The following is a 19,213-nucleotide window of genomic DNA, read 5'->3' on the forward strand; positions in this document are numbered from 1 at the left end:
TTCACCCCGGTGATTGGTTTAATTACCACCAAATCGATTGCGCAGAGAGGGAAGGGGCGGAATAAAAGACAATATAAGCACAGAAAAATGAGTGGCGCTAACGCGGCGCGCTATTTAGAATCGCCAACCATGAAAACAGAGACCCCATCCGTAAAAATGGTTGCTATTGCCGCTGATGAAGCGGGGCAACGAATCGATAATTTTTTGCGCACCCAGCTTAAAGGCGTGCCGAAAAGTATGATTTACCGCATCCTCCGTAAGGGCGAGGTGCGGGTGAATAAAAAACGCGTTAAGCCGGAATATAAGCTTGAGGCGGGCGACGAAGTCCGTATTCCGCCGGTGCGCGTCGCCGAGCGCGAAGAGGAGGCGGTCTCCCCGCATCTGCAAAAAGTCGCCGCGCTGGCCGACGTCATTCTCTATGAAGATGATCATATTCTGGTGCTTAACAAACCCTCCGGCACCGCGGTGCACGGCGGCAGCGGGCTGAGCTTCGGCGTGATTGAAGGGCTGCGCGCGCTGCGCCCGGAAGCGCGTTTCCTGGAGCTGGTGCACCGTCTGGATCGCGATACCTCCGGCGTGCTGCTGGTGGCGAAAAAGCGCTCAGCGCTGCGTTCGCTGCATGAGCAGCTGCGCGAAAAGGGAATGCAGAAGGATTATCTGGCGCTGGTGCGCGGCCAGTGGCAGTCCCATGTGAAGGTGGTACAGGCGCCGCTGCTGAAAAATATTCTGCAAAGCGGGGAGCGCATCGTGCGCGTCAGCCAGGAGGGGAAACCGTCCGAGACGCGCTTTAAGGTGGAGGAGCGCTACGAGTTCGCTACCCTGGTTCGCTGTAGCCCGGTGACGGGTCGTACCCATCAGATCCGTGTGCATACCCAGTATGCCGGTCATCCTATCGCCTTTGACGATCGTTACGGCGACCGCGAGTTTGACAAGCAGCTGGCGGGAACCGGGCTGTCGCGCCTCTTCCTGCACGCGGCGGCGCTGAAGTTTACCCATCCGAATACCGGTGAAGTTATCCGTATCGAAGCGCCGCTGGACGATCAGCTAAAACGCTGTCTGAAGGTGCTGCGCGGTTAGAGGAGTGCCGGGTGGCGCTGCGCTTACCCGGCCTACGAAACCCGTAGGCCCATGCAAGCGAAGCGCCGCCGGGCAATAATTACAGGCTCAGCGGATTACACTCTTCCCGCCTTAACATCTGGCAGAGCGCAATCAGCGGTAACCCCACCAGCGTGTTCGGGTCCCTGCCTTCCAGTCTTTCAAACAACGCAATGCCCAGCCCTTCACTTTTGAAGCTCCCGGCACAGTTCAGCGGACGCTCCCGGCGCACATAATCCACAATTTCCTGCTCGCTCAGATGGCGGAAATGGACATCAAACGGCTCGCACTCGGTCTGCAAATGACCAGTGGCGGAGTTATAGAGCGCAAGGCCGGTATAAAAAGTAACAATATTGCCCCGCGCGCGCATCAGCTGCTGGCAGGCCCGCTCTTCGGTGTGCGGTTTACCGGTAATTTCGCCATCCAGCACGCAAACCTGATCGGAGCCTATAATCAGATGTGCGGGGTAACGTTCGGCCAGCGACTGCGCTTTCGCCTGCGCAAGACGTGTAACCAGATGACGCGGCGACTCACCCGGCTGCGGCGTCTCGTCAACATCCGGCGCGGCGCATTCAAACGGGATCCCGAGCTTTTCCAGCAGCATTCGGCGGTAAGGTGAAGTGGAAGCAAGAACGAGATTTGGCATATTTTTTTCACCAGATATAGCGTATCGATGCCAGCCATTTTAAACTACAGGCCGCAATGTGTGCGAATAATTGGCAAAAGGCAGCCGGCGGTTGCCTTTTTCTTTGACTCTATGACGTTACAAAGTTAATATGCGCGCCCTATGCAAAAGGTAAAATTACCCCTGACTCTTGATCCGGTTCGTACGGCTCAAAAACGCCTCGATTACGAGGGTATTTATACTCCCGATCAGGCTGAACGTATTGCCGAGTCTGTAGTCAGTGTGGACAGTGATGTGGAATGCATCATGTCGTTCGCCATCGACAACCAGCGCCTTGCCGTTTTAACCGGTGATGCAAAGGTCTCGGTGACGCTCGAGTGTCAGCGTTGCGGGAAACCGTTCCCTCATCATGTTCACACAACGTATTGTTTTAGTCCGGTTCGTTCTGACGAACAGGCTGAAGCACTCCCGGAAGCGTATGAGCCGATTGAGGTTAACGAATTCGGTGAAATCGATCTGCTTGCATTGGTGGAAGATGAAATCATCCTCTCTTTGCCGGTAGTTCCGGTGCATGATTCTGAACACTGTGAAGTGTCCGAGGCGGACATGGTCTTTGGTGAACTGCCTGATGAAGCGCAAAAACCGAACCCATTTGCCGTATTAGCCAGCTTAAAGCGTAAGTAATTGAGGAGTAAGGTCCATGGCCGTACAACAGAATAAACCAACCCGTTCCAAACGTGGCATGCGTCGTTCCCATGACGCGCTGACTGCAGTTACCAGCCTGTCTGTTGACAAGACTTCTGGTGAAAAACACCTGCGTCACCACATCACTGCTGACGGTTTCTACCGCGGCCGCAAGGTTATCACTAAGTAATCACGCGTACTCGCAGGATTTTGCGGTACGGAAGCGCAACCCGCGCAGCCGTAGCGTAAAAGACGACGAGTAGATGCGTGATTAGGCTTAGTGAGGGGCTCCCCGCGCGAGCGGGGAACAGACCGAACCAGGCTGCGAAGATACCTTGACACGTCTAACCCTGGCGTTAGATGTCATGGGGGGTGATTTTGGCCCATCCGTGACAGTGCCTGCAGCATTGCAGGCACTGAATTCTAATTCTGAGCTCACACTTCTTTTAGTCGGCGACCCCGACGCCATCACGCCATTACTTGCAAAAGCTGACTTTGAACAACGTTCACGTCTGCAGATTATTCCTGCGCAGTCAGTTATTGCCAGTGATGCGAGGCCATCTCTGGCGATCCGCAACAGTCGCGGATCCTCTATGCGGATTGCGCTGGAGCTGGTAAAAGAGGGACGGGCGCAGGCCTGTGTCAGCGCCGGGAATACCGGTGCGTTGATGGGCCTGGCGAAGATGATGCTCAAACCCATTGAGGGGATTGAGCGACCCGCGCTGGTGACGGTACTGCCGCACCAGCAGAAGGGTAAAACGGTAGTGCTCGACCTGGGCGCTAACGTCGATTGTGATAGCACCATGCTGGCGCAGTTCGCCGTTATGGGTTCGGTGCTGGCGGAAGAGGTCGTGGGAATTGCCCATCCGCGGGTTGCGTTGCTCAACATCGGTGAAGAAGAGACGAAAGGTCTCGACAGCATCCGTGAAGCGGCGGAGCGGTTAAAATCTGTTCCGACGATCAACTATATTGGTTATCTTGAAGCCAATGAATTATTGACCGGTAAAACTGATGTGCTGGTCTGCGACGGCTTCACCGGCAACGTAACGTTAAAGACGATGGAAGGGGTCGTGCGCATGTTCCTTTCGCTGCTGAAATCGCAGGGAGAGGGCAAAAAACGATCCTGGTGGCTTTATTTATTAAAGCGTTGGTTACAAAAAAGCCTGACGCGGCGATTCAGTCACCTCAACCCCGACCAGTATAATGGCGCCTGTCTGTTAGGATTGCGCGGCACGGTGATTAAGAGTCATGGTGCGGCCAATCAGCGAGCTTTTACCGTCGCTATAGAACAGGCAGTGCAGGCGGTGCAGCGGCAAGTCCCTCAGCGGATTGCCGCTCGCCTGGAATCTGTATTAGCAAAAAGTGACTGAGCGTACATGTATACGAAGATTATAGGTACCGGCAGTTATCTGCCAAAACACGTGCGAACTAACGCCGACCTGGAAAAAATGGTAGATACGTCTGACGAGTGGATTGTCACGCGCACAGGTATCCGTGAACGTCGTATTGCCGCGCCGGATGAAACCGTTTCTACCATGGGTTACGAGGCGGCGCTGCGCGCGCTGGAGATGGCGGGCGTCGATAAAGAAGAGGTCGGCCTGATCATCGTTGCTACCACCTCAGCAACCCACGCTTTCCCGAGCGCAGCCTGCCAGATTCAGGGCATGCTGGGCATTAAAGGCTGCCCGGCGTTTGACGTTGCCGCCGCCTGCGCAGGCTTTACCTACGCGCTGAGCATCGCCGATCAGTATGTGAAATCCGGTGCGGTAAAACATGCGCTGGTAATCGGCTCTGACGTGCTGGCGCGCACCTGCGATCCTGCCGATCGTGGGACGATCATTATTTTTGGCGATGGCGCAGGCGCCGTGCTGTTAGGCCAGTCGGAAGAGGAGGGGATCATCTCGACCCATCTGCACGCCGACGGCAGCTACGGCCAGCTTCTGACGCTGCCTAACGCCGACCGCGTTAATCCGGAGAATCCGATTTTCCTGACCATGGCCGGGAACGAAGTCTTTAAAGTGGCCGTAACAGAACTGGCCCATATCGTGGACGAGACGCTGGCGGCGAATAATCTCGATCGCGCCGCGCTGGACTGGCTGGTGCCGCACCAGGCTAACCTGCGCATTATCAGCGCCACGGCGAAAAAGCTCGGCATGTCGATGGATAACGTTGTGGTGACGCTCGATCGTCACGGCAATACTTCTGCGGCATCGGTACCGTGCGCCTTTGACGAAGCGGTACGCGATGGACGAATTAAACGGGGCCAGCTGGTCCTGCTGGAGGCCTTTGGTGGTGGTTTCACCTGGGGTTCCGCGCTGGTTCGTTTTTAGTATAAGGATTAAAACATGACGCAATTTGCTTTTGTCTTTCCGGGACAGGGTTCTCAGGCCGTAGGGATGCTGTCTGATATGGCAGCGAGCTACCCGATCGTGGAAGAGACCTTCCGTGAAGCTTCTGATGCGCTGGGGTACGACCTGTGGGCGCTGGCCCAGCAGGGACCAGCCGAGGAGTTGAACAAAACCTGGCAGACGCAGCCTGCGCTGCTGACCGCTTCCGTTGCGCTGTGGCGCGTCTGGCAGCAGCAGGGCGGTAAAGCCCCGGCAATGCTGGCCGGTCACAGTCTGGGCGAATACTCCGCGCTGGTTTGTGCGGGCGTGATCGCCTTTGCCGACGCGGTGCGTCTGGTGGAGATGCGTGGCAAATTCATGCAGGAAGCGGTACCGGAAGGGACGGGCGGAATGTCGGCGATTATCGGCCTCGACGATGCGGCTATCGCCAAAGCCTGTGAAGAGTCTGCCGAAGGGCAGGTGGTTTCGCCTGTTAACTTCAACTCCCCAGGCCAGGTGGTGATTGCCGGTCACAAAGAGGCAGTTGAACGTGCAGGCGCAGCCTGTAAAGCCGCAGGCGCAAAACGCGCGCTGCCGCTGCCGGTGAGCGTTCCGTCTCACTGCGCGCTGATGAAACCTGCCGCTGAGAAGCTGGCGGCGGAGCTTGAAAAAATCACCTTTAACGCGCCGGCGATTGCGGTGGTGAATAACGTAGACGTGAAATGCGAAACCGCGCCGGAAGCGATTCGTAATGCGCTGGTTCGCCAGCTCTACAGCCCGGTACAGTGGACCAAAACCGTTGAGTTTATGGCGTCCCAGGGCGTGGAACATCTTTATGAAGTCGGCCCGGGTAAGGTCCTCACCGGCCTGACCAAACGTATTGTTGATACCCTGACCGCCTCGGCGCTTAACGAGCCGGACGCGATGTCAGCGGCACTCTCGCAATAAAAGAGGAATACCATGAGTTTTGAAGGAAAAATCGCCCTGGTCACAGGCGCCAGCCGCGGTATTGGACGCGCAATCGCTGAAACGCTGGCTGCGCGCGGCGCAAAAGTGATCGGTACTGCCACCAGCGAAAACGGCGCGCAGGCGATCAGCGACTATCTGGGTGCTAACGGCAAAGGTCTGCTGCTGAATGTGACCGATCCTGCATCTATCGAATCTGTTCTGGAAAATATTCGCGCTGAGTTTGGCGAAGTCGATATTCTGGTCAATAATGCCGGAATCACTCGCGACAACCTGCTGATGCGAATGAAAGATGATGAGTGGAACGATATTCTCGAAACCAACCTGTCATCGGTATTCCGTCTGTCAAAAGCGGTAATGCGAGCTATGATGAAAAAGCGTCATGGCCGTATTATCACTATCGGTTCTGTGGTCGGTACCATGGGAAATGCTGGTCAGGCTAATTACGCTGCGGCGAAAGCTGGCCTGATCGGTTTCAGTAAATCGCTGGCGCGCGAAGTTGCGTCCCGCGGTATTACGGTGAACGTTGTTGCTCCGGGCTTTATTGAAACGGACATGACGCGTGCGCTGACTGAAGAACAGCGTGCGGGTACGCTGGCGGCAGTTCCTGCGGGTCGTTTAGGCGATCCTAAAGAAATCGCCAGCGCGGTTGCATTTTTAGCTTCTGACGAAGCGGGTTACATCACAGGTGAAACTCTGCACGTCAATGGCGGAATGTATATGGTTTAACCGCGAGCTCCACCGGGTCGTTCTGATCGAATCGCAACGGCAATGCGGCTTATCCTGGCAACATTGATGATGATGTGGCCAGTTTAATCGGGCGTTGTTGATGCAAAATCGGTCTGTTTGATGAGGTGGAGAAAAATATTTGCGTTATTAGGGCAAAAGGCCTCAAAATAACGTAAAATCGTGGTAAGACCTGCCGGGATTTAGTTGCAAATTTTTCAACATTTTATACACTACGAAAACCATCGCGAAAGCGAGTTTTGATAGGAAATTTAAGAGTATGAGCACTATCGAAGAACGCGTTAAGAAAATTATCGGCGAACAGCTGGGCGTTAAGCAGGAAGAAGTTACCAACAACGCTTCTTTCGTTGAAGACCTGGGCGCAGATTCTCTTGACACCGTTGAGCTGGTAATGGCTCTGGAAGAAGAGTTTGATACTGAGATTCCGGACGAAGAAGCTGAGAAGATCACTACCGTTCAGGCTGCCATTGATTACATCAACGGCCACCAGGCGTAAGTGAACATCTCCAGGCGGTCATTCGACCGCCTGAGTTTTATCTTTTTTAGCCCCACGAACCTCTTTTTTTATCCCTCCCTGGAGGACAAACGTGTCTAAGCGTCGTGTAGTTGTGACCGGACTTGGCATGTTGTCTCCTGTCGGCAATACCGTAGAGTCCACCTGGAAAGCTCTTCTTGCCGGTCAGAGCGGCATCAGCCTAATCGACCATTTCGATACTAGCGCCTATGCAACGAAATTTGCTGGCTTAGTAAAGGATTTTAACTGTGAAGAGATCATCTCGCGCAAAGAACAGCGCAAGATGGATGCCTTCATTCAATATGGAATTGTCGCTGGCGTTCAGGCCATGCAGGATTCTGGCCTTGAAATTACGGAAGAGAACGCAACCCGTATTGGCGCCGCTATTGGCTCCGGGATTGGCGGTCTTGGCCTGATTGAGGAAAACCATAGCTCTCTGGTGAATGGTGGCCCGCGTAAAATCAGCCCGTTCTTCGTTCCGTCCACGATTGTTAACATGGTGGCCGGTCACCTGACCATCATGTACGGTCTGCGTGGTCCAAGTATCTCGATCGCAACCGCCTGTACCTCAGGCGTCCATAACATCGGCCAGGCGGCGCGTATTATCGCGTACGGCGATGCAGATGCTATGGTTGCTGGCGGTGCTGAAAAAGCCAGTACCCCGCTGGGCGTTGGCGGTTTTGGCGCGGCGCGCGCGCTCTCCACCCGCAATGATAACCCGCAGGCGGCAAGCCGTCCGTGGGATAAAGATCGCGACGGCTTTGTGCTGGGCGATGGCGCGGGCATGATTGTGCTCGAAGAGTACGAACATGCGAAAAAACGCGGCGCGAAAATCTATGCTGAAGTGGTTGGTTTTGGTATGAGCAGCGACGCCTACCACATGACCTCTCCGCCAGAGAATGGCGCGGGTGCCGCGCTGGCAATGGAAAACGCAATCCGCGATGCGGGCATTACCCCGGCAGAGATTGGCTACGTTAACGCGCACGGTACCTCTACCCCTGCGGGCGATAAAGCTGAAGCGCAGGCGGTTAAGTCTATCTTCGGTGAGTCTGCCAGCCGCGTAATGGTCAGCTCCACCAAATCCATGACCGGTCACCTGCTCGGTGCGGCGGGAGCAGTAGAGTCAATCTACTCTATCCTCGCTCTGCGCGATCAGGCTGTTCCGCCAACCATCAACCTGGATAACCCGGATGAAGGTTGCGATCTGGACTTCGTTCCACACGAAGCGCGCCAGATCAGCGGACTGGAGTATACCCTGTGTAACTCCTTTGGCTTTGGTGGCACTAACGGCTCGCTGATCTTTAAAAAGATCTAAGCCAGCTCGCTGCATATGATTAAAAAGGTCCGCTTGTCGGACCTTTTTTATTTCCGGTTTCTCTTCTTGTCCCGCACTCCTCATCCTGACAAACTACCCAGCCATGCAGAAGGAGCCATCATGTTCTTAATTAATGGTGAACAACAGGAACATCTGCCGGCAGGGGACAGGGCGACGCAGTTTGGCGACGGCTGTTTTACTACGGCGCGTATTGCCGACGGCGAGGTGTGTCTGCTGGAGGCCCATCTCCGGCGGCTGCAGGACGCTTGCGAACGTCTGATGATCCCTTTTAGTGACGGGGAGAGTCTGCGCCGGGAAATGATCGCCCTCGCAGCAGAAAAACGGAGCGGCGTTCTGAAGGCGATTGTCAGCCGCGGAGTCGGCGGACGTGGCTACAGCGGCGCCGCCTGCCTGCAGCCAACACGTATTCTTTCCATTTCTGACTTGCCTGCCCATTATGCGCGCTGGCGCAGCGAAGGGATAGCGCTCGCCACCAGTCCGGTGCGGCTGGGTCGTAATCCGGCGCTGGCGGGTATTAAGCATCTCAACCGGCTTGAGCAGGTGCTGATTCGCGCTCATCTTGAGCAGACAGGCGCGGATGAGGCGCTGGTTCTTGACAGCGAAGGGGTGGTTACGGAATGCTGTGCGGCTAATTTACTGTGGCGCAAAGGTGAGGATGTTTTTACGCCGAGAATGGACCAGGCAGGCGTGAATGGCATAATGCGCCAGTTTTGTCTGCAGCAGCTGGCACGCTCGCGCTTTCGCGTTGTCGAAGTTAGCGTGGATGAGAGCGCCTTGCTGGATGCCGACGAAGCGATCGTCTGTAACGCCCTGATGCCCGTGGTTCCGGTGCGGGCCTGGGGCGAAATGCGCTGGGCATCGCGTGAACTCTATTCGTTTTTAGCCCCTCTCTGTGAGCAAACCCGATAGTCATGAAAAAAATGTTGCGCGTAGTTCTTCTTCTCATTGTCGTGCTGGTTATTGCAGGCGGCGTGGGGATGTGGAAGGTCCGTCACCTGGCGGACAGTAAAATTTTAATTAAAGAGGAGACGATCTTCTCCCTGAAGGCGGGAACCGGGCGTCTGGCGCTTGGCGATAAACTTTATCAGGATAAGATCATCAATCGTCCACGCGTTTTTCAGTGGCTTTTACGCGTCGAGCCGGAGCTGTCGAACTTTAAGGCGGGAACCTATCGCCTGACGCCGGGGATGACCGTGCGCGAGATGCTACAGCTGCTTGAAAGCGGTAAAGAGGCCCAGTTCCCGCTGCGTTTTGTGGAGGGGATGCGTCTTAGCGACTATCTGAAGCAGCTACGCGATGCGCCGTATATCAAACATACCCTGAAGGATGATAACTACGCGACGGTGGCTGAGGCGCTGAAATTTGACCATCCTGACCAGGTGGAAGGCTGGTTCTGGCCCGATACCTGGATGTACACCGCCGGTACAACCGATGTGGCTATCCTTAAGCGCGCCCATAAGAAAATGGTCGAAGCGGTGGATGCGGCATGGGAGAAACGGATGGAGGGGCTGCCGTATAAAGATCAAAACCAGTTCGTGACGATGGCCTCGATCATTGAAAAAGAGACGGCCGTGGCCGCAGAGCGCGATCGCGTGGCCTCGGTCTTTATCAACCGTCTGCGCATCGGGATGCGTCTGCAAACCGATCCGACGGTGATTTACGGCATGGGTGAGAATTATAACGGTAAGATTTCACGCAAGGATCTGGAAGCGCCGACACCTTATAACACCTACACCATCAGCGGGTTACCGCCTGGCCCTATCGCCACGCCGAGCCAGGCTTCGCTGGATGCCGCCGCGCATCCCGCCAAAACCCCGTATCTCTATTTTGTGGCTGACGGGAAGGGCGGGCATACCTTTAATACCAACCTCGCCGGTCACAATCGCTCCGTGCAGGAGTATCTGAAGGCACTTAAGGAAAAAAATGCGCAGTAAGTACATTGTCATCGAGGGGCTGGAAGGCGCCGGAAAAACCACCGCCCGCAATGTCGTGGTTGACACGCTCAGGGCGGCGGGCATCAGCGACATCGAATTTACCCGCGAGCCGGGCGGCACGCAGCTTGCGGAAAAACTGCGAAGTCTGGTGCTGGATATCAAATCGGTTGGCGACGAGGCGATAGTCGACAAAGCTGAAGTGCTGATCTTCTACGCCGCTCGCGTACAGCTGGTGGAGACGGTGATCAAACCGGCGCTGACCGACGGAAAATGGGTGATTGGCGACAGGCACGATCTCTCTACCCAGGCCTATCAGGGGGGAGGTCGCGGTATTGACCAGCAGATGCTGGCGACGCTGCGCGATGCGGTGCTGGGCGATTTCCGCCCCGATCTGACGCTCTACCTCGACGTGACGCCGGAAGTGGGGCTTAAACGCGCCCGCGCCCGCGGAGAACTGGATCGTATCGAACAGGAGTCGCTCGATTTCTTCAACCGCACCCGCGCGCGTTATCTTGAGCTGGCTGGACAGGATCGCTCCATTCGCACTATTGATGCCACCCGCTCGCTGGAAGAGGTCACCCATGCCATTCAGGAGACGGTCACCGGCTGGCTCAGGGAGCAGACGGCATGAAATGGTACCCTTGGCTGCGTCCGCACTTTGAACAGCTGATTAGCAGCTACCAGGCCGGTCGGGGACATCATGCGTTACTGGTCCAGGCGCTCCCTGGCATGGGGGACGATGCGCTGATTTACGCCATCACCCGCTTTCTGATGTGCCAGCAGCCGCAGGGGCATAAAAGCTGCGGCAAATGCCGCGGCTGCCAGCTGATGCAGGCGGGGACTCACCCCGACTACTACGCGCTGGCGCCGGAAAAAGGGAAAACCACGCTCGGTATTGATGCGGTGCGCGAGGTGAGTGAAAAGCTCTACGAGCACGCCCGTCTTGGCGGGGCAAAGGTAGTATGGCTTAACGATGCGGCCCTGCTGACCGAAGCGGCGGCGAACGCTCTGCTGAAGACGCTGGAGGAGCCGCCGGAGAAGACCTGGTTCTTCCTGTCGTGCCAGGAGCCAGGACGACTGCTGGCGACGCTGCGCAGCCGCTGTCGTCTTCATCATCTGGCCGTGCCGCAGGAGACATGGGCGTTAAGCTGGTTGCAGCGAGAAGTGACAGCGTCACAGGACGAGGCGTTAGCCGCGCTGCGTCTGAGTGGCGGGGCGCCCGCTGCGGCGCTGGCTCTTCTGCAGCCGGAAATCTGGTCGCAGCGCGCCGCGCTCTGTACGGCTCTGGGACGGGTGCTGGAGGGCGGTGAATGGACAGAGCTGCTGCCGGTACTTAACCATGAGCAGGCTCCGGCGCGGCTGGGCTGGCTCATTTCTCTGCTGCTGGATGCGCTTAAACTGCAGCAGGGCGCGACCCTTATCGGCAATCCCGACGTCTGGCTGTTAGTCAATACGCTGGCGAATCGCCTGCCGGGCGCGGCGCTGGGCGCTATACTTCATCACCTCTGCCGCTGCCGTGAACAGCTTTTGACGGTGACGGGACTGAATCGCGAACTCATGCTGACGGACCAGCTGCTGCGTATCGAACATGACCTGCAATCAGGCGTAACGCTGCCTGTTACCTCGCTTTGAGAGAAATCGAATGTTTTTAGTAGACTCCCACTGCCATCTCGATGGCCTTGATTATCAGTCGCTGCATAAAGATGTAGACGACGTACTGGCGAAAGCCGCCGCCCGCGATGTGAAATTTTGTCTGGCGGTCGCCACTACGCTGCCGGGCTATCGCGCCATGCGCGAGCTGGTGGGCGTGCGTGACAACGTGGTCTTCTCCTGCGGCGTGCATCCGCTCAACCAGGATGAGGCGTATGACGTCGAAGATCTGCGCCGTCTGGCGGCAGAGAGCGGTGTCGTGGCCCTGGGGGAGACGGGTCTGGATTACTACTACACGCCGGAAACAAAGCCGCTGCAGCAGGCGTCATTCCGTCACCATATCCGCATCGGGCGCGAGTTTAACAAGCCGGTTATTGTGCATACCCGTGACGCCCGGGCAGATACCCTGGCGATCCTGCGGGAGGAAAAGGTGACGGATTGCGGTGGCGTACTACACTGTTTCACAGAAGACAGAGAAACGGCGGGAAAACTGCTCGATCTGGGATTCTATATCTCCTTTTCCGGGATCGTGACGTTCCGTAATGCAGAACAGCTGCGCGAGGCCGCGCGCTATGTGCCTCTCGACCGTATTCTGGTCGAGACAGATTCACCGTACCTGGCACCGGTGCCGCACCGGGGCAAAGAGAACCAGCCCGCCATGACGCGGGACGTGGCGGACTATATGGCCGTTCTGAAGGGCGTAAGCACTGAAGAGCTGGCGCGCGTCACTACGGATAACTTTGCCCGGCTGTTCCATATCGATCCTGCCCGCCTGCAGTCTCTGTAAGAGAGACATTTTTTTTGGCTCGTAATTAATAGATAAAGCGAGTAAAGTTCACCGCCTCATTTGGGGCGGTGACGGGCAGTTTTGATGCAAAATTTGTAAAAAAACGAAAGTTTTTTACACAGCTCAGGCTGAAACGTGATAGCCGTCAAACAAAGTTTAAGAGAATTATTTTACTCTGTGTAATAAATAAAGGGCGCTTAGATGTCCTGTCCACGGCGCGGTTCTCCCCCCGTGCCAATGCGTGAAAAGCGTAAAAAAGCACAAATACTCAGGAGCACTCTCAATTATGTTTAAGAATGCATTTGCTAACCTGCAAAAGGTCGGTAAATCGCTGATGCTGCCAGTATCCGTACTGCCTATCGCAGGTATCCTGCTGGGCGTCGGTTCTGCTAACTTCAGCTGGCTGCCAGCCGTAGTTTCCCATGTGATGGCCGAAGCCGGCGGTTCTGTTTTTGCGAACATGCCGCTGATCTTCGCTATCGGTGTCGCTCTGGGCTTCACTAATAACGATGGCGTGTCTGCGCTGGCCTCGGTTGTCGCTTACGGCATCATGGTGAAAACCATGGCGGTCGTTGCACCGCTGGTTCTGCATTTATCTGCTGATGAAATCGCGGCGAAACATCTGGCTGATACCGGTGTGCTTGGCGGTATCATCTCCGGTGCGATTGCAGCGTACATGTTCAACCGCTTCTATCGCATTAAGCTGCCTGAGTATCTGGGCTTCTTTGCGGGCAAGCGTTTCGTACCGATTATCTCTGGTCTGGCGGCGATCTTCACTGGCGTGATCCTCTCCTTCATCTGGCCGCCGATCGGGACTGCAATCCAGACCTTCTCCCAGTGGGCTGCTTACCAGAACCCGGTTGTGGCGTTTGGTATCTACGGCTTCATCGAGCGCTGCCTGGTGCCGTTTGGTCTGCACCATATCTGGAACGTACCTTTCCAGATGCAGATCGGCGAATACACCAACGCCGCAGGCCAGGTGTTCCACGGCGATATCCCGCGCTACATGGCGGGCGACCCGACCGCGGGCAAACTCTCTGGTGGCTTCCTGTTCAAAATGTACGGCCTGCCGGCTGCGGCGATCGCAATCTGGCACTCTGCTAAACCAGAGAACCGTGCAAAAGTGGGCGGTATCATGATCTCCGCAGCGCTGACCTCGTTCCTGACCGGTATTACCGAGCCGATCGAGTTCTCCTTCATGTTCGTTGCGCCGATCCTGTACATCATTCACGCGATTCTGGCCGGTCTGGCGTTCCCGATCTGTATCCTGCTGGGTATGCGTGACGGTACCTCCTTCTCCCACGGCCTGATTGACTTTATCGTTCTGTCCGGTAACAGCAGCAAACTGTGGCTGTTCCCGATCGTGGGCATCTGCTATGCCATCGTCTACTACGTTGTCTTCCGCGTGCTGATTAAAGCGCTGGATCTGAAAACGCCGGGACGTGAAGATGCGACCGAAGACAGCAAAGCGGGCGCGACCAGCGAAATGGCTCCTGCACTGGTTGCCGCATTTGGTGGTAAAGAGAACATCACTAACCTCGACGCCTGTATCACTCGTCTGCGCGTAAGCGTGGCGGATGTGGCGAAAGTTGACCAGCAGGGGCTGAAAAAGCTCGGCGCGGCTGGTGTGGTTGTTGCAGGTTCCGGCGTTCAGGCTATTTTCGGCACCAAGTCCGATAACCTGAAAACCGAAATGGATGAGTACATCCGCAACAACTAAGTGGTGATCGGGGAGACTAAGGCAGCCGAATGGCTGCCTTTTTTATTGCCCTCTGGCCGGTCAGCGCCATAAAAAAGGGAGCCAGCTGGCTCCCTTGATGCGGGGCGGGTAATCAGAACTGATAGCTTGCCGTTACGCTTACGCTGCGCGGTTCGCCGTAGACCAGTGAACCCTGTACGTTAGTGTCATAGGCTTTGTCGAACAGGTTGTTGATATTCCCCTGCAGGGAGAAATTCTTCGTAACCTCGTAGCGGGTGAAGAGATCCACCAGCGCGTAACTGCCTTGCTCCGCGCGCCAGGTGCCGTAAGGGGTAACGACGTCGCTGTAAACGCGGTTCTGCCAGTTCACGCCGCCACCAACGGTCAGTGCAGGCATAGCCGGCAGACGATAGCGGGTAAAGAGCTTGATGCTGGTGCGCGGCAGGTAAGGGTTCACCGCGTTGCCGTCGCTGTCGTCAGCGATATAGCGCGTTGCGCCGAAGGTCATCTGCCAGTTGTCAGTCAGTGCACCGTTCAGTTCGAACTCCACGCCGCGGCTGACGGTACCGTCCACCTCTTCATAGGCGATATCGGTTGAGCCCGCAATCACCCGACCGGTACTTTGCCCCACGTTATCCTGCTCAATACGGAAGACGGAGAGGGTGGTGGTCAGGCGGCTGTTCATCCAGTCGGATTTCAGCCCCGCCTCGTAGTTATTGCCGGTAACAGGCGTGAGGTAGCGGCCCGAACTGTCGCGATAGTTTTGCGGCTGGAAGATAGAGGTATAGCTGGCGTAGGCTGACCAGTTATCGTCGATGTCGTAGACCAGGCCCGCATACGGCGTGGTGTGGTTTTTCTCCATCCCATAGCTCATCGTATCCACGCGCCAGTTGGTATAGCGCGCCCCGAGGATCAGGTGCAGCGGATCGGCAAGGGTGAGGCGGGTCGCCGCATAGAGCGACTTCATATAGGTTTTATCATCCTGCGCGACGAGCTGCTGGCCCCAGTTGGTTTCTGGGAAGCGGCCATCTTCGTAGTCATAGAAGCTGCCAAACTCATCAGGGTAGACATTCGCCCAGGTGTTGATGTAGCGGTTGGTCTGACGGCTGTAGCTGCCGCCAATCATGGCGGTATGCTGGCGGCCAAAGAGCTCGTAGCCGCCGTCGGCAAAGAGATCCACCGCATCCACTTTACGTGTGCCGCTGTTCCAGCCGGTACCGCCGACGTAGTCATAACCCGGGCCGTAGCTGGCGTACGGGCCGACCAGCATTCCGGTGCTTTTATCCACGTAAGCATCCAGGTACATCGCTTTACTGTCAAATTTGGCCTGCGTATGGGTGGCGTTTAGCGTCGCCTGCCAGTTCTGGGCGAAGCGCTGCTTGAGGGTAGCGTAGAACTTATTGAACTCTTTGTCGTTATAGGCCCACTCCGGCGCGGTGCTGTGGGCGCGATCGTAGTGGTTCAGGCTGCCGTCGGTATTCCAGCGCGGCAGGCCGCCCCAGGTCTGATCGTTGGTATCAATGCGCTGGTATTCGTAACCCGCCGAGAGGGAGGTTGAATCGCCCAGATCGGCGTCCACAATACCGGAGAAGAAGGTTTTTTTCTGGTTATAGCGGTCAAGCCAGGAGTCGCTATCCTGATAGCCCGCCACGATACGGCCGCGCACGTTGCCATCCGCGGTGAGCGGGCTCTGCATATCCATCACGTAGCGCTGCTTGTTCCAGGAGCCATACTCTGCCGAGACGTTGCCGGTAAACTCGCGGCTGGTGGCATGTTTGCGCACCATGTTAATGGCGGCGGAAGGGTTGCCGGTACCGGTCATCAGGCCCGTCGCGCCGCGCACCACTTCAACGCGTTCATAAAGGGCGGTGTCTGACTGCGCGTCGCCCATATTCCAGCGGGATTCGAAATAGGTAGGAATACCGTCGATCATGTAGTTATCGATTTCAAATCCGCGCGAGTAGTAGCTGGCACGCTCTGAATCGGCGCTGTTTTTGCTGATCCCCATGGTGTTATCCATGACGTCACCCAGCGTCTGGAGCTGCTGATCTTCCATGCGTTGCTCGCTGACGATGGTAACGGACTGGGGAATATCCCTCTGAACCATCTGTATTTTTGTGCCGGCTGAGGTTATTTTGACGCTGTAGTCCTGCTTTTCATCGACGGTGGCGTCTGTGCCGGTGGAGCCGTCTACAATAACTGTCTCTTCTGTCGGTGCGGCGAACGTTACGGTCGGCATCAATGCCATGGCAATACAGGCAGCCAGCAACGAAGGCGTGGCGGCTGGCTGACGTTGCCCATCCCTGGTGTGATTAATGAAAGACATCATCAAACCCTTAATGAAATGTGAAGGTGAGCGCTAGTCCCGGATCCGGGCTACCGTTTCTCTATTTTTGAAATGCGCGTGTAAATGCAAATGCGAAATATACGCATTGTTATTAGCGCTGTAAACAGATGTTTCAGACCTAAACAGGCGCCTGAAGCCCGGGAAAAAGAGGGTGGGTGGTTATTGTGCGACCAGCTTCAACTCATTAACTAAAGAATTAAAGGGATAAGGTTGAAAGGATTAGAGAAAGTCGCTCATACTCTTTTATTGTGTCACCGGGAGTAAGTTAAACCGGTCACGTTTCGCCAGATAACATAAAAAAGGAAAACGTCATGGCTGAAGAGAGCATATTCAGTAAAATTATTCGCCGTGAAATCCCGTCGGATATTGTGTATCAGGATGAGCTGGTCACCGCTTTCCGCGACATTTCACCGCAGGCGCCTACACACATTCTGATTGTTCCTAATATCCTTATTCCGACCGTTAACGAAGTCACCGCCGGGCATGAAATGGCTCTGGGCCGTATGGTAACGGTAGCGGCAAAAATTGCCGAACAGGAAGGCATTGCAGAGGATGGCTATCGTCTGATCATGAACTGTAACCGTCACGGCGGGCAGGAAGTCTATCATATTCACATGCATCTGCTGGGCGGTCGACCGCTGGGACCGATGCTGTCACATAAAGGTCTTTGAGATGCACAAAAGGGGCGTTGCGTTTCTGGCGCTGGCAATGCTGATGGCGGGATGCAGTTCGCGTCCGGCCATCCCGGTGAGCGAAGACCAGACGCTGGTGATGGAGTCCTCGGTGCTGGCGGCGGGCGTGACGGCCGACGCGCCGGAGATGACGCGCAGCGAAATCCAGCGGACGGCGTCATCGACGCTCTATAACGAAAGAGCGGAGCCCGTCACCATCAACTATCGCTTTTTCTGGTACGACGGACGAGGCCTGGAGATGCACCCTCTTGAAAAACCGCGCAGGGTGACCATTCCGGCCAAATCGGCGGTAACACTTTATGGCAGCGCAAACTCTCTGGGTGCGCATAAGGTCAGACTTTATCTTTATCTTTAAGGGGTGAACCTTGATTAATAACATGAGCCGTTATGCGCTGGTTACCGCGCTGGCGCTATTTCTTGCAGGATGTGTGACGCGAACCGAACAACCGCCCGCGCCGGTGGACGAGGCGAAGCCGGGAACCACGCAGCCGGTACAGCCGACTCAGCCGGTGCCAACCGTGCCGACTGTGCCGACCGTTCCTGAACAGCCGGGGCCGATTGAGCATCAGGAGCCGCCCGCCCAGCCTGAACCGCGCGTTCGTCATTACGACTGGAACGGCGCGATGCAGCCGATGGTAGATAAAATGCTGCAGGCCCAGGGCGTCTCTGCCGGCAGCGTTCTGCTGGTTGATAGCGTCAATAACCGCACTAACGGTTCGCTGAACGCTGGCGAAGCCACGGAAACCCTGCGCAGCGCGCTGGCGAACAACGGTAAATTCACCTTAGTCTCCACGCAGCAGCTGGCGGTGGCGAAGCAGCAGCTGGGTCTCTCGCCGCAGGATAGCCTCGGCACCCGCAGCAAGGCGATCGGTATTGCCCGTAACGTTGGCGCGCAGTATGTGCTTTACTCCAGCGCCTCCGGCAACGTCAACGCTCCGTCGCTGCAGATGCAGCTCATGCTGGTGCAGACCGGCGAGATTATCTGGTCAGGTAAAGGTGCCGTTCAACAGCAGTAATCTTTCGCGTGACGAGCTCGTCGCGCGATATTTTCCGCACTACCGTCTGCTTGCGCCGCAGCCCCATACCGGGCTGAGCGGCGCAAGCTGCATTATCGAAGAGGGAACGCACCGGCTGGTGCTGCGTCAGCACCATGATCCCCGCGCGCCCGCTTTTCTGTTTCGTCGTCAGTACCATGCCCTGCGGAGCTTGCCTGCTTCGCTTGTTCCGACTCCGCGTTTTTTTGGCGGCGGCTGGATGGCGGTGGATTATCTGGCGGGCGAAACGAAAAGCGTGCTACCCGATGCGCAAACCCTTGCCACGATGTTGTATCATCTGCACCGTCAACCCCGACTGGGCTGGCGGGTAGCGCTGCTCCCGCTGCTGGAGCAGTACTGGCAGCAGGCGGCACCCGGACGACGCACTCCCCTCTGGCTGGCGCAGCTTAAACGCTTACGCCACCGGGGCGAGCCGCGTCCCCTGCGACTGGCGCCGCTGCATATGGATGTTCATGCAGGCAACGTGGTGCACACGCCGGAAGGGGTCAGGCTTATCGACTGGGAGTATGCGGGCGACGGTGATGTCGCTCTGGAACTTGCCGCGGTCTGGATGGAGACGGAAGCGACGCGCCGCGCGCTGGTGGAGGCTTACGCCCGGACAACAGCCCTTGCCGCGCCTGCGCTGCTCCTGCAGGTGGCGCGCTGGCGGCCCTGGGTCAGGATGCTGATGGCCGGCTGGTACGAGCTGCGCCTGGCGCAGTCGGGCGATCAACAATTTAAGGCGCTGGCGGATGAGATCTGGCGTCAGTTCTAAT

21 protein-coding genes are annotated in these 19,213 nt (G+C 56.5%); 19 read left to right on the top strand and 2 right to left on the bottom strand.

Annotated elements, in window-relative coordinates:
* Positions 1 to 129: 129 nt before the first annotated feature.
* On the top strand, positions 130 to 1,077 hold the full coding sequence (rluC, locus tag BN3796_RS12855) for a 23S rRNA pseudouridine(955/2504/2580) synthase RluC (RefSeq protein WP_073885215.1): 948 nt from the start codon (positions 130 to 132) through the stop codon (positions 1,075 to 1,077).
* Between the two features lie 79 nt (positions 1,078 to 1,156).
* Here the strand turns inward: rluC and BN3796_RS12860 are convergent, their stop codons facing one another.
* The gene (locus tag BN3796_RS12860; RefSeq protein ID WP_061708719.1) at positions 1,157 to 1,741 is read right to left on the bottom strand and encodes a Maf family protein; all 585 of its coding nucleotides are present in this window, start codon (positions 1,739 to 1,741) and stop codon (positions 1,157 to 1,159) included.
* 141 nt (positions 1,742 to 1,882) lie between these two features.
* On the opposite strand from BN3796_RS12860, the gene yceD reads away from it, so the two are divergent.
* From yceD to ptsG, 14 genes are all read left to right on the top strand, one after another.
* Complete coding sequence (gene yceD / locus BN3796_RS12865) at positions 1,883 to 2,404, top strand: 23S rRNA accumulation protein YceD (protein ID WP_061708720.1); 522 nt, start codon at positions 1,883 to 1,885, stop codon at positions 2,402 to 2,404.
* 16 nt (positions 2,405 to 2,420) lie between these two features.
* Positions 2,421 to 2,594, top strand: coding sequence for a 50S ribosomal protein L32 (gene rpmF / locus BN3796_RS12870; RefSeq protein ID WP_003857964.1), 174 nt, complete (start codon positions 2,421 to 2,423; stop codon positions 2,592 to 2,594).
* Positions 2,595 to 2,739: 145 nt separating this feature from the next.
* Positions 2,740 to 3,774, top strand: coding sequence for a phosphate acyltransferase PlsX (gene plsX, locus BN3796_RS12875; RefSeq protein ID WP_061708721.1), 1,035 nt, complete (start codon positions 2,740 to 2,742; stop codon positions 3,772 to 3,774).
* Positions 3,775 to 3,780: 6 nt separating this feature from the next.
* Positions 3,781 to 4,734, top strand: a complete 954-nt coding sequence (locus tag BN3796_RS12880) for a beta-ketoacyl-ACP synthase III (protein ID WP_061708722.1) — start codon at positions 3,781 to 3,783, stop codon at positions 4,732 to 4,734.
* Between the two features lie 15 nt (positions 4,735 to 4,749).
* Positions 4,750 to 5,679, top strand: a complete 930-nt coding sequence (gene fabD, locus BN3796_RS12885) for an ACP S-malonyltransferase (RefSeq protein WP_061708723.1) — start codon at positions 4,750 to 4,752, stop codon at positions 5,677 to 5,679.
* A 12-nt stretch (positions 5,680 to 5,691) separates the two neighbouring features.
* Positions 5,692 to 6,426 (top strand): 3-oxoacyl-ACP reductase FabG, encoded by a 735-nt coding sequence (fabG, locus tag BN3796_RS12890; RefSeq protein ID WP_061708724.1) that lies wholly within the window; start codon positions 5,692 to 5,694, stop codon positions 6,424 to 6,426.
* Positions 6,427 to 6,703: 277 nt separating this feature from the next.
* Positions 6,704 to 6,940, top strand: a complete 237-nt coding sequence (gene acpP, locus BN3796_RS12895; RefSeq protein ID WP_000103754.1) for an acyl carrier protein — start codon at positions 6,704 to 6,706, stop codon at positions 6,938 to 6,940.
* Positions 6,941 to 7,031: 91 nt separating this feature from the next.
* On the top strand, positions 7,032 to 8,273 hold the full coding sequence (fabF, locus tag BN3796_RS12900) for a beta-ketoacyl-ACP synthase II (protein ID WP_061708725.1): 1,242 nt from the start codon (positions 7,032 to 7,034) through the stop codon (positions 8,271 to 8,273).
* A gap of 120 nt (positions 8,274 to 8,393) precedes the next feature.
* A complete protein-coding gene (gene pabC, locus BN3796_RS12905) occupies positions 8,394 to 9,203 on the top strand; it encodes an aminodeoxychorismate lyase (protein ID WP_061708726.1) in 810 nt (269 codons plus the stop codon).
* A gap of 2 nt (positions 9,204 to 9,205) precedes the next feature.
* Positions 9,206 to 10,228, top strand: a complete 1,023-nt coding sequence (gene yceG / locus BN3796_RS12910; RefSeq protein ID WP_061708727.1) for a cell division protein YceG — start codon at positions 9,206 to 9,208, stop codon at positions 10,226 to 10,228.
* Positions 10,218 to 10,859 carry a dTMP kinase gene (gene tmk, locus BN3796_RS12915; RefSeq protein WP_061708728.1) on the top strand — a complete coding sequence of 214 codons (642 nt, stop codon included), beginning with the start codon at positions 10,218 to 10,220 and terminating at the stop codon, positions 10,857 to 10,859. Before yceG ends, tmk begins: the two co-directional genes overlap by 11 nt.
* A complete protein-coding gene (gene holB / locus BN3796_RS12920; RefSeq protein WP_061708729.1) occupies positions 10,856 to 11,860 on the top strand; it encodes a DNA polymerase III subunit delta' in 1,005 nt (334 codons plus the stop codon). The genes tmk and holB overlap by 4 nt, the downstream gene beginning before the upstream one ends.
* A gap of 10 nt (positions 11,861 to 11,870) precedes the next feature.
* Complete coding sequence (locus BN3796_RS12925; RefSeq protein ID WP_061708730.1) at positions 11,871 to 12,665, top strand: metal-dependent hydrolase; 795 nt, start codon at positions 11,871 to 11,873, stop codon at positions 12,663 to 12,665.
* A gap of 286 nt (positions 12,666 to 12,951) precedes the next feature.
* Positions 12,952 to 14,385 carry a PTS glucose transporter subunit IIBC gene (ptsG, locus tag BN3796_RS12930; RefSeq protein WP_061708731.1) on the top strand — a complete coding sequence of 478 codons (1,434 nt, stop codon included), beginning with the start codon at positions 12,952 to 12,954 and terminating at the stop codon, positions 14,383 to 14,385.
* Between the two features lie 112 nt (positions 14,386 to 14,497).
* On the opposite strand, the gene fhuE is transcribed toward ptsG, so the two are convergent.
* Positions 14,498 to 16,690, bottom strand: a complete 2,193-nt coding sequence (gene fhuE / locus BN3796_RS12935) for a ferric-rhodotorulic acid/ferric-coprogen receptor FhuE (RefSeq protein WP_061708732.1) — start codon at positions 16,688 to 16,690, stop codon at positions 14,498 to 14,500.
* Positions 16,691 to 17,022: 332 nt separating this feature from the next.
* Between fhuE and hinT the strand changes: the two genes are divergently transcribed.
* Genes hinT through thiK form a run of 4 tightly spaced genes read left to right on the top strand, consistent with a single transcriptional unit; the run spans position 17,023 to position 19,212 of the window.
* Positions 17,023 to 17,382, top strand: a complete 360-nt coding sequence (gene hinT / locus BN3796_RS12940; protein WP_061708733.1) for a purine nucleoside phosphoramidase — start codon at positions 17,023 to 17,025, stop codon at positions 17,380 to 17,382.
* A gap of 1 nt (position 17,383) precedes the next feature.
* Positions 17,384 to 17,758: a YcfL family protein gene (locus BN3796_RS12945; RefSeq protein ID WP_061708734.1), complete on the top strand. Its 375-nt coding sequence runs from the start codon at positions 17,384 to 17,386 to the stop codon at positions 17,756 to 17,758.
* Positions 17,759 to 17,771: 13 nt separating this feature from the next.
* Positions 17,772 to 18,419 (top strand): penicillin-binding protein activator LpoB, encoded by a 648-nt coding sequence (gene lpoB / locus BN3796_RS12950; protein WP_148381804.1) that lies wholly within the window; start codon positions 17,772 to 17,774, stop codon positions 18,417 to 18,419.
* Complete coding sequence (gene thiK, locus BN3796_RS12955; protein ID WP_061708736.1) at positions 18,400 to 19,212, top strand: thiamine kinase; 813 nt, start codon at positions 18,400 to 18,402, stop codon at positions 19,210 to 19,212. Before lpoB ends, thiK begins: the two co-directional genes overlap by 20 nt.
* Position 19,213 lies beyond the last annotated feature (1 nt).

The sequence above is a fragment of the Pseudenterobacter timonensis genome (assembly GCF_900021175.1).
Taxonomy (GTDB): Bacteria; Pseudomonadota; Gammaproteobacteria; order Enterobacterales; family Enterobacteriaceae; genus Enterobacter; species Enterobacter timonensis.

Excerpts from the sequence above, each read along its gene's own strand:
- rluC (WP_073885215.1), top strand. The coding sequence starts at position 130 with ATGAAAACAGAGACCCCATCCGTAAAAATGGTTGCTATTGCCGCTGAT.
- BN3796_RS12860 (WP_061708719.1), bottom strand. The coding sequence starts at position 1,741 with ATGCCAAATCTCGTTCTTGCTTCCACTTCACCTTACCGCCGAATGCTG.
- yceD (WP_061708720.1), top strand. The coding sequence starts at position 1,883 with ATGCAAAAGGTAAAATTACCCCTGACTCTTGATCCGGTTCGTACGGCT.
- rpmF (WP_003857964.1), top strand. The coding sequence starts at position 2,421 with ATGGCCGTACAACAGAATAAACCAACCCGTTCCAAACGTGGCATGCGT.
- BN3796_RS12880 (WP_061708722.1), top strand. The coding sequence starts at position 3,781 with ATGTATACGAAGATTATAGGTACCGGCAGTTATCTGCCAAAACACGTG.
- fabD (WP_061708723.1), top strand. The coding sequence starts at position 4,750 with ATGACGCAATTTGCTTTTGTCTTTCCGGGACAGGGTTCTCAGGCCGTA.
- fabG (WP_061708724.1), top strand. The coding sequence starts at position 5,692 with ATGAGTTTTGAAGGAAAAATCGCCCTGGTCACAGGCGCCAGCCGCGGT.
- acpP (WP_000103754.1), top strand. The coding sequence starts at position 6,704 with ATGAGCACTATCGAAGAACGCGTTAAGAAAATTATCGGCGAACAGCTG.
- pabC (WP_061708726.1), top strand. The coding sequence starts at position 8,394 with ATGTTCTTAATTAATGGTGAACAACAGGAACATCTGCCGGCAGGGGAC.
- yceG (WP_061708727.1), top strand. The coding sequence starts at position 9,206 with ATGAAAAAAATGTTGCGCGTAGTTCTTCTTCTCATTGTCGTGCTGGTT.
- tmk (WP_061708728.1), top strand. The coding sequence starts at position 10,218 with ATGCGCAGTAAGTACATTGTCATCGAGGGGCTGGAAGGCGCCGGAAAA.
- holB (WP_061708729.1), top strand. The coding sequence starts at position 10,856 with ATGAAATGGTACCCTTGGCTGCGTCCGCACTTTGAACAGCTGATTAGC.
- BN3796_RS12925 (WP_061708730.1), top strand. The coding sequence starts at position 11,871 with ATGTTTTTAGTAGACTCCCACTGCCATCTCGATGGCCTTGATTATCAG.
- ptsG (WP_061708731.1), top strand. The coding sequence starts at position 12,952 with ATGTTTAAGAATGCATTTGCTAACCTGCAAAAGGTCGGTAAATCGCTG.
- fhuE (WP_061708732.1), bottom strand. The coding sequence starts at position 16,690 with ATGTCTTTCATTAATCACACCAGGGATGGGCAACGTCAGCCAGCCGCC.
- hinT (WP_061708733.1), top strand. The coding sequence starts at position 17,023 with ATGGCTGAAGAGAGCATATTCAGTAAAATTATTCGCCGTGAAATCCCG.
- BN3796_RS12945 (WP_061708734.1), top strand. The coding sequence starts at position 17,384 with ATGCACAAAAGGGGCGTTGCGTTTCTGGCGCTGGCAATGCTGATGGCG.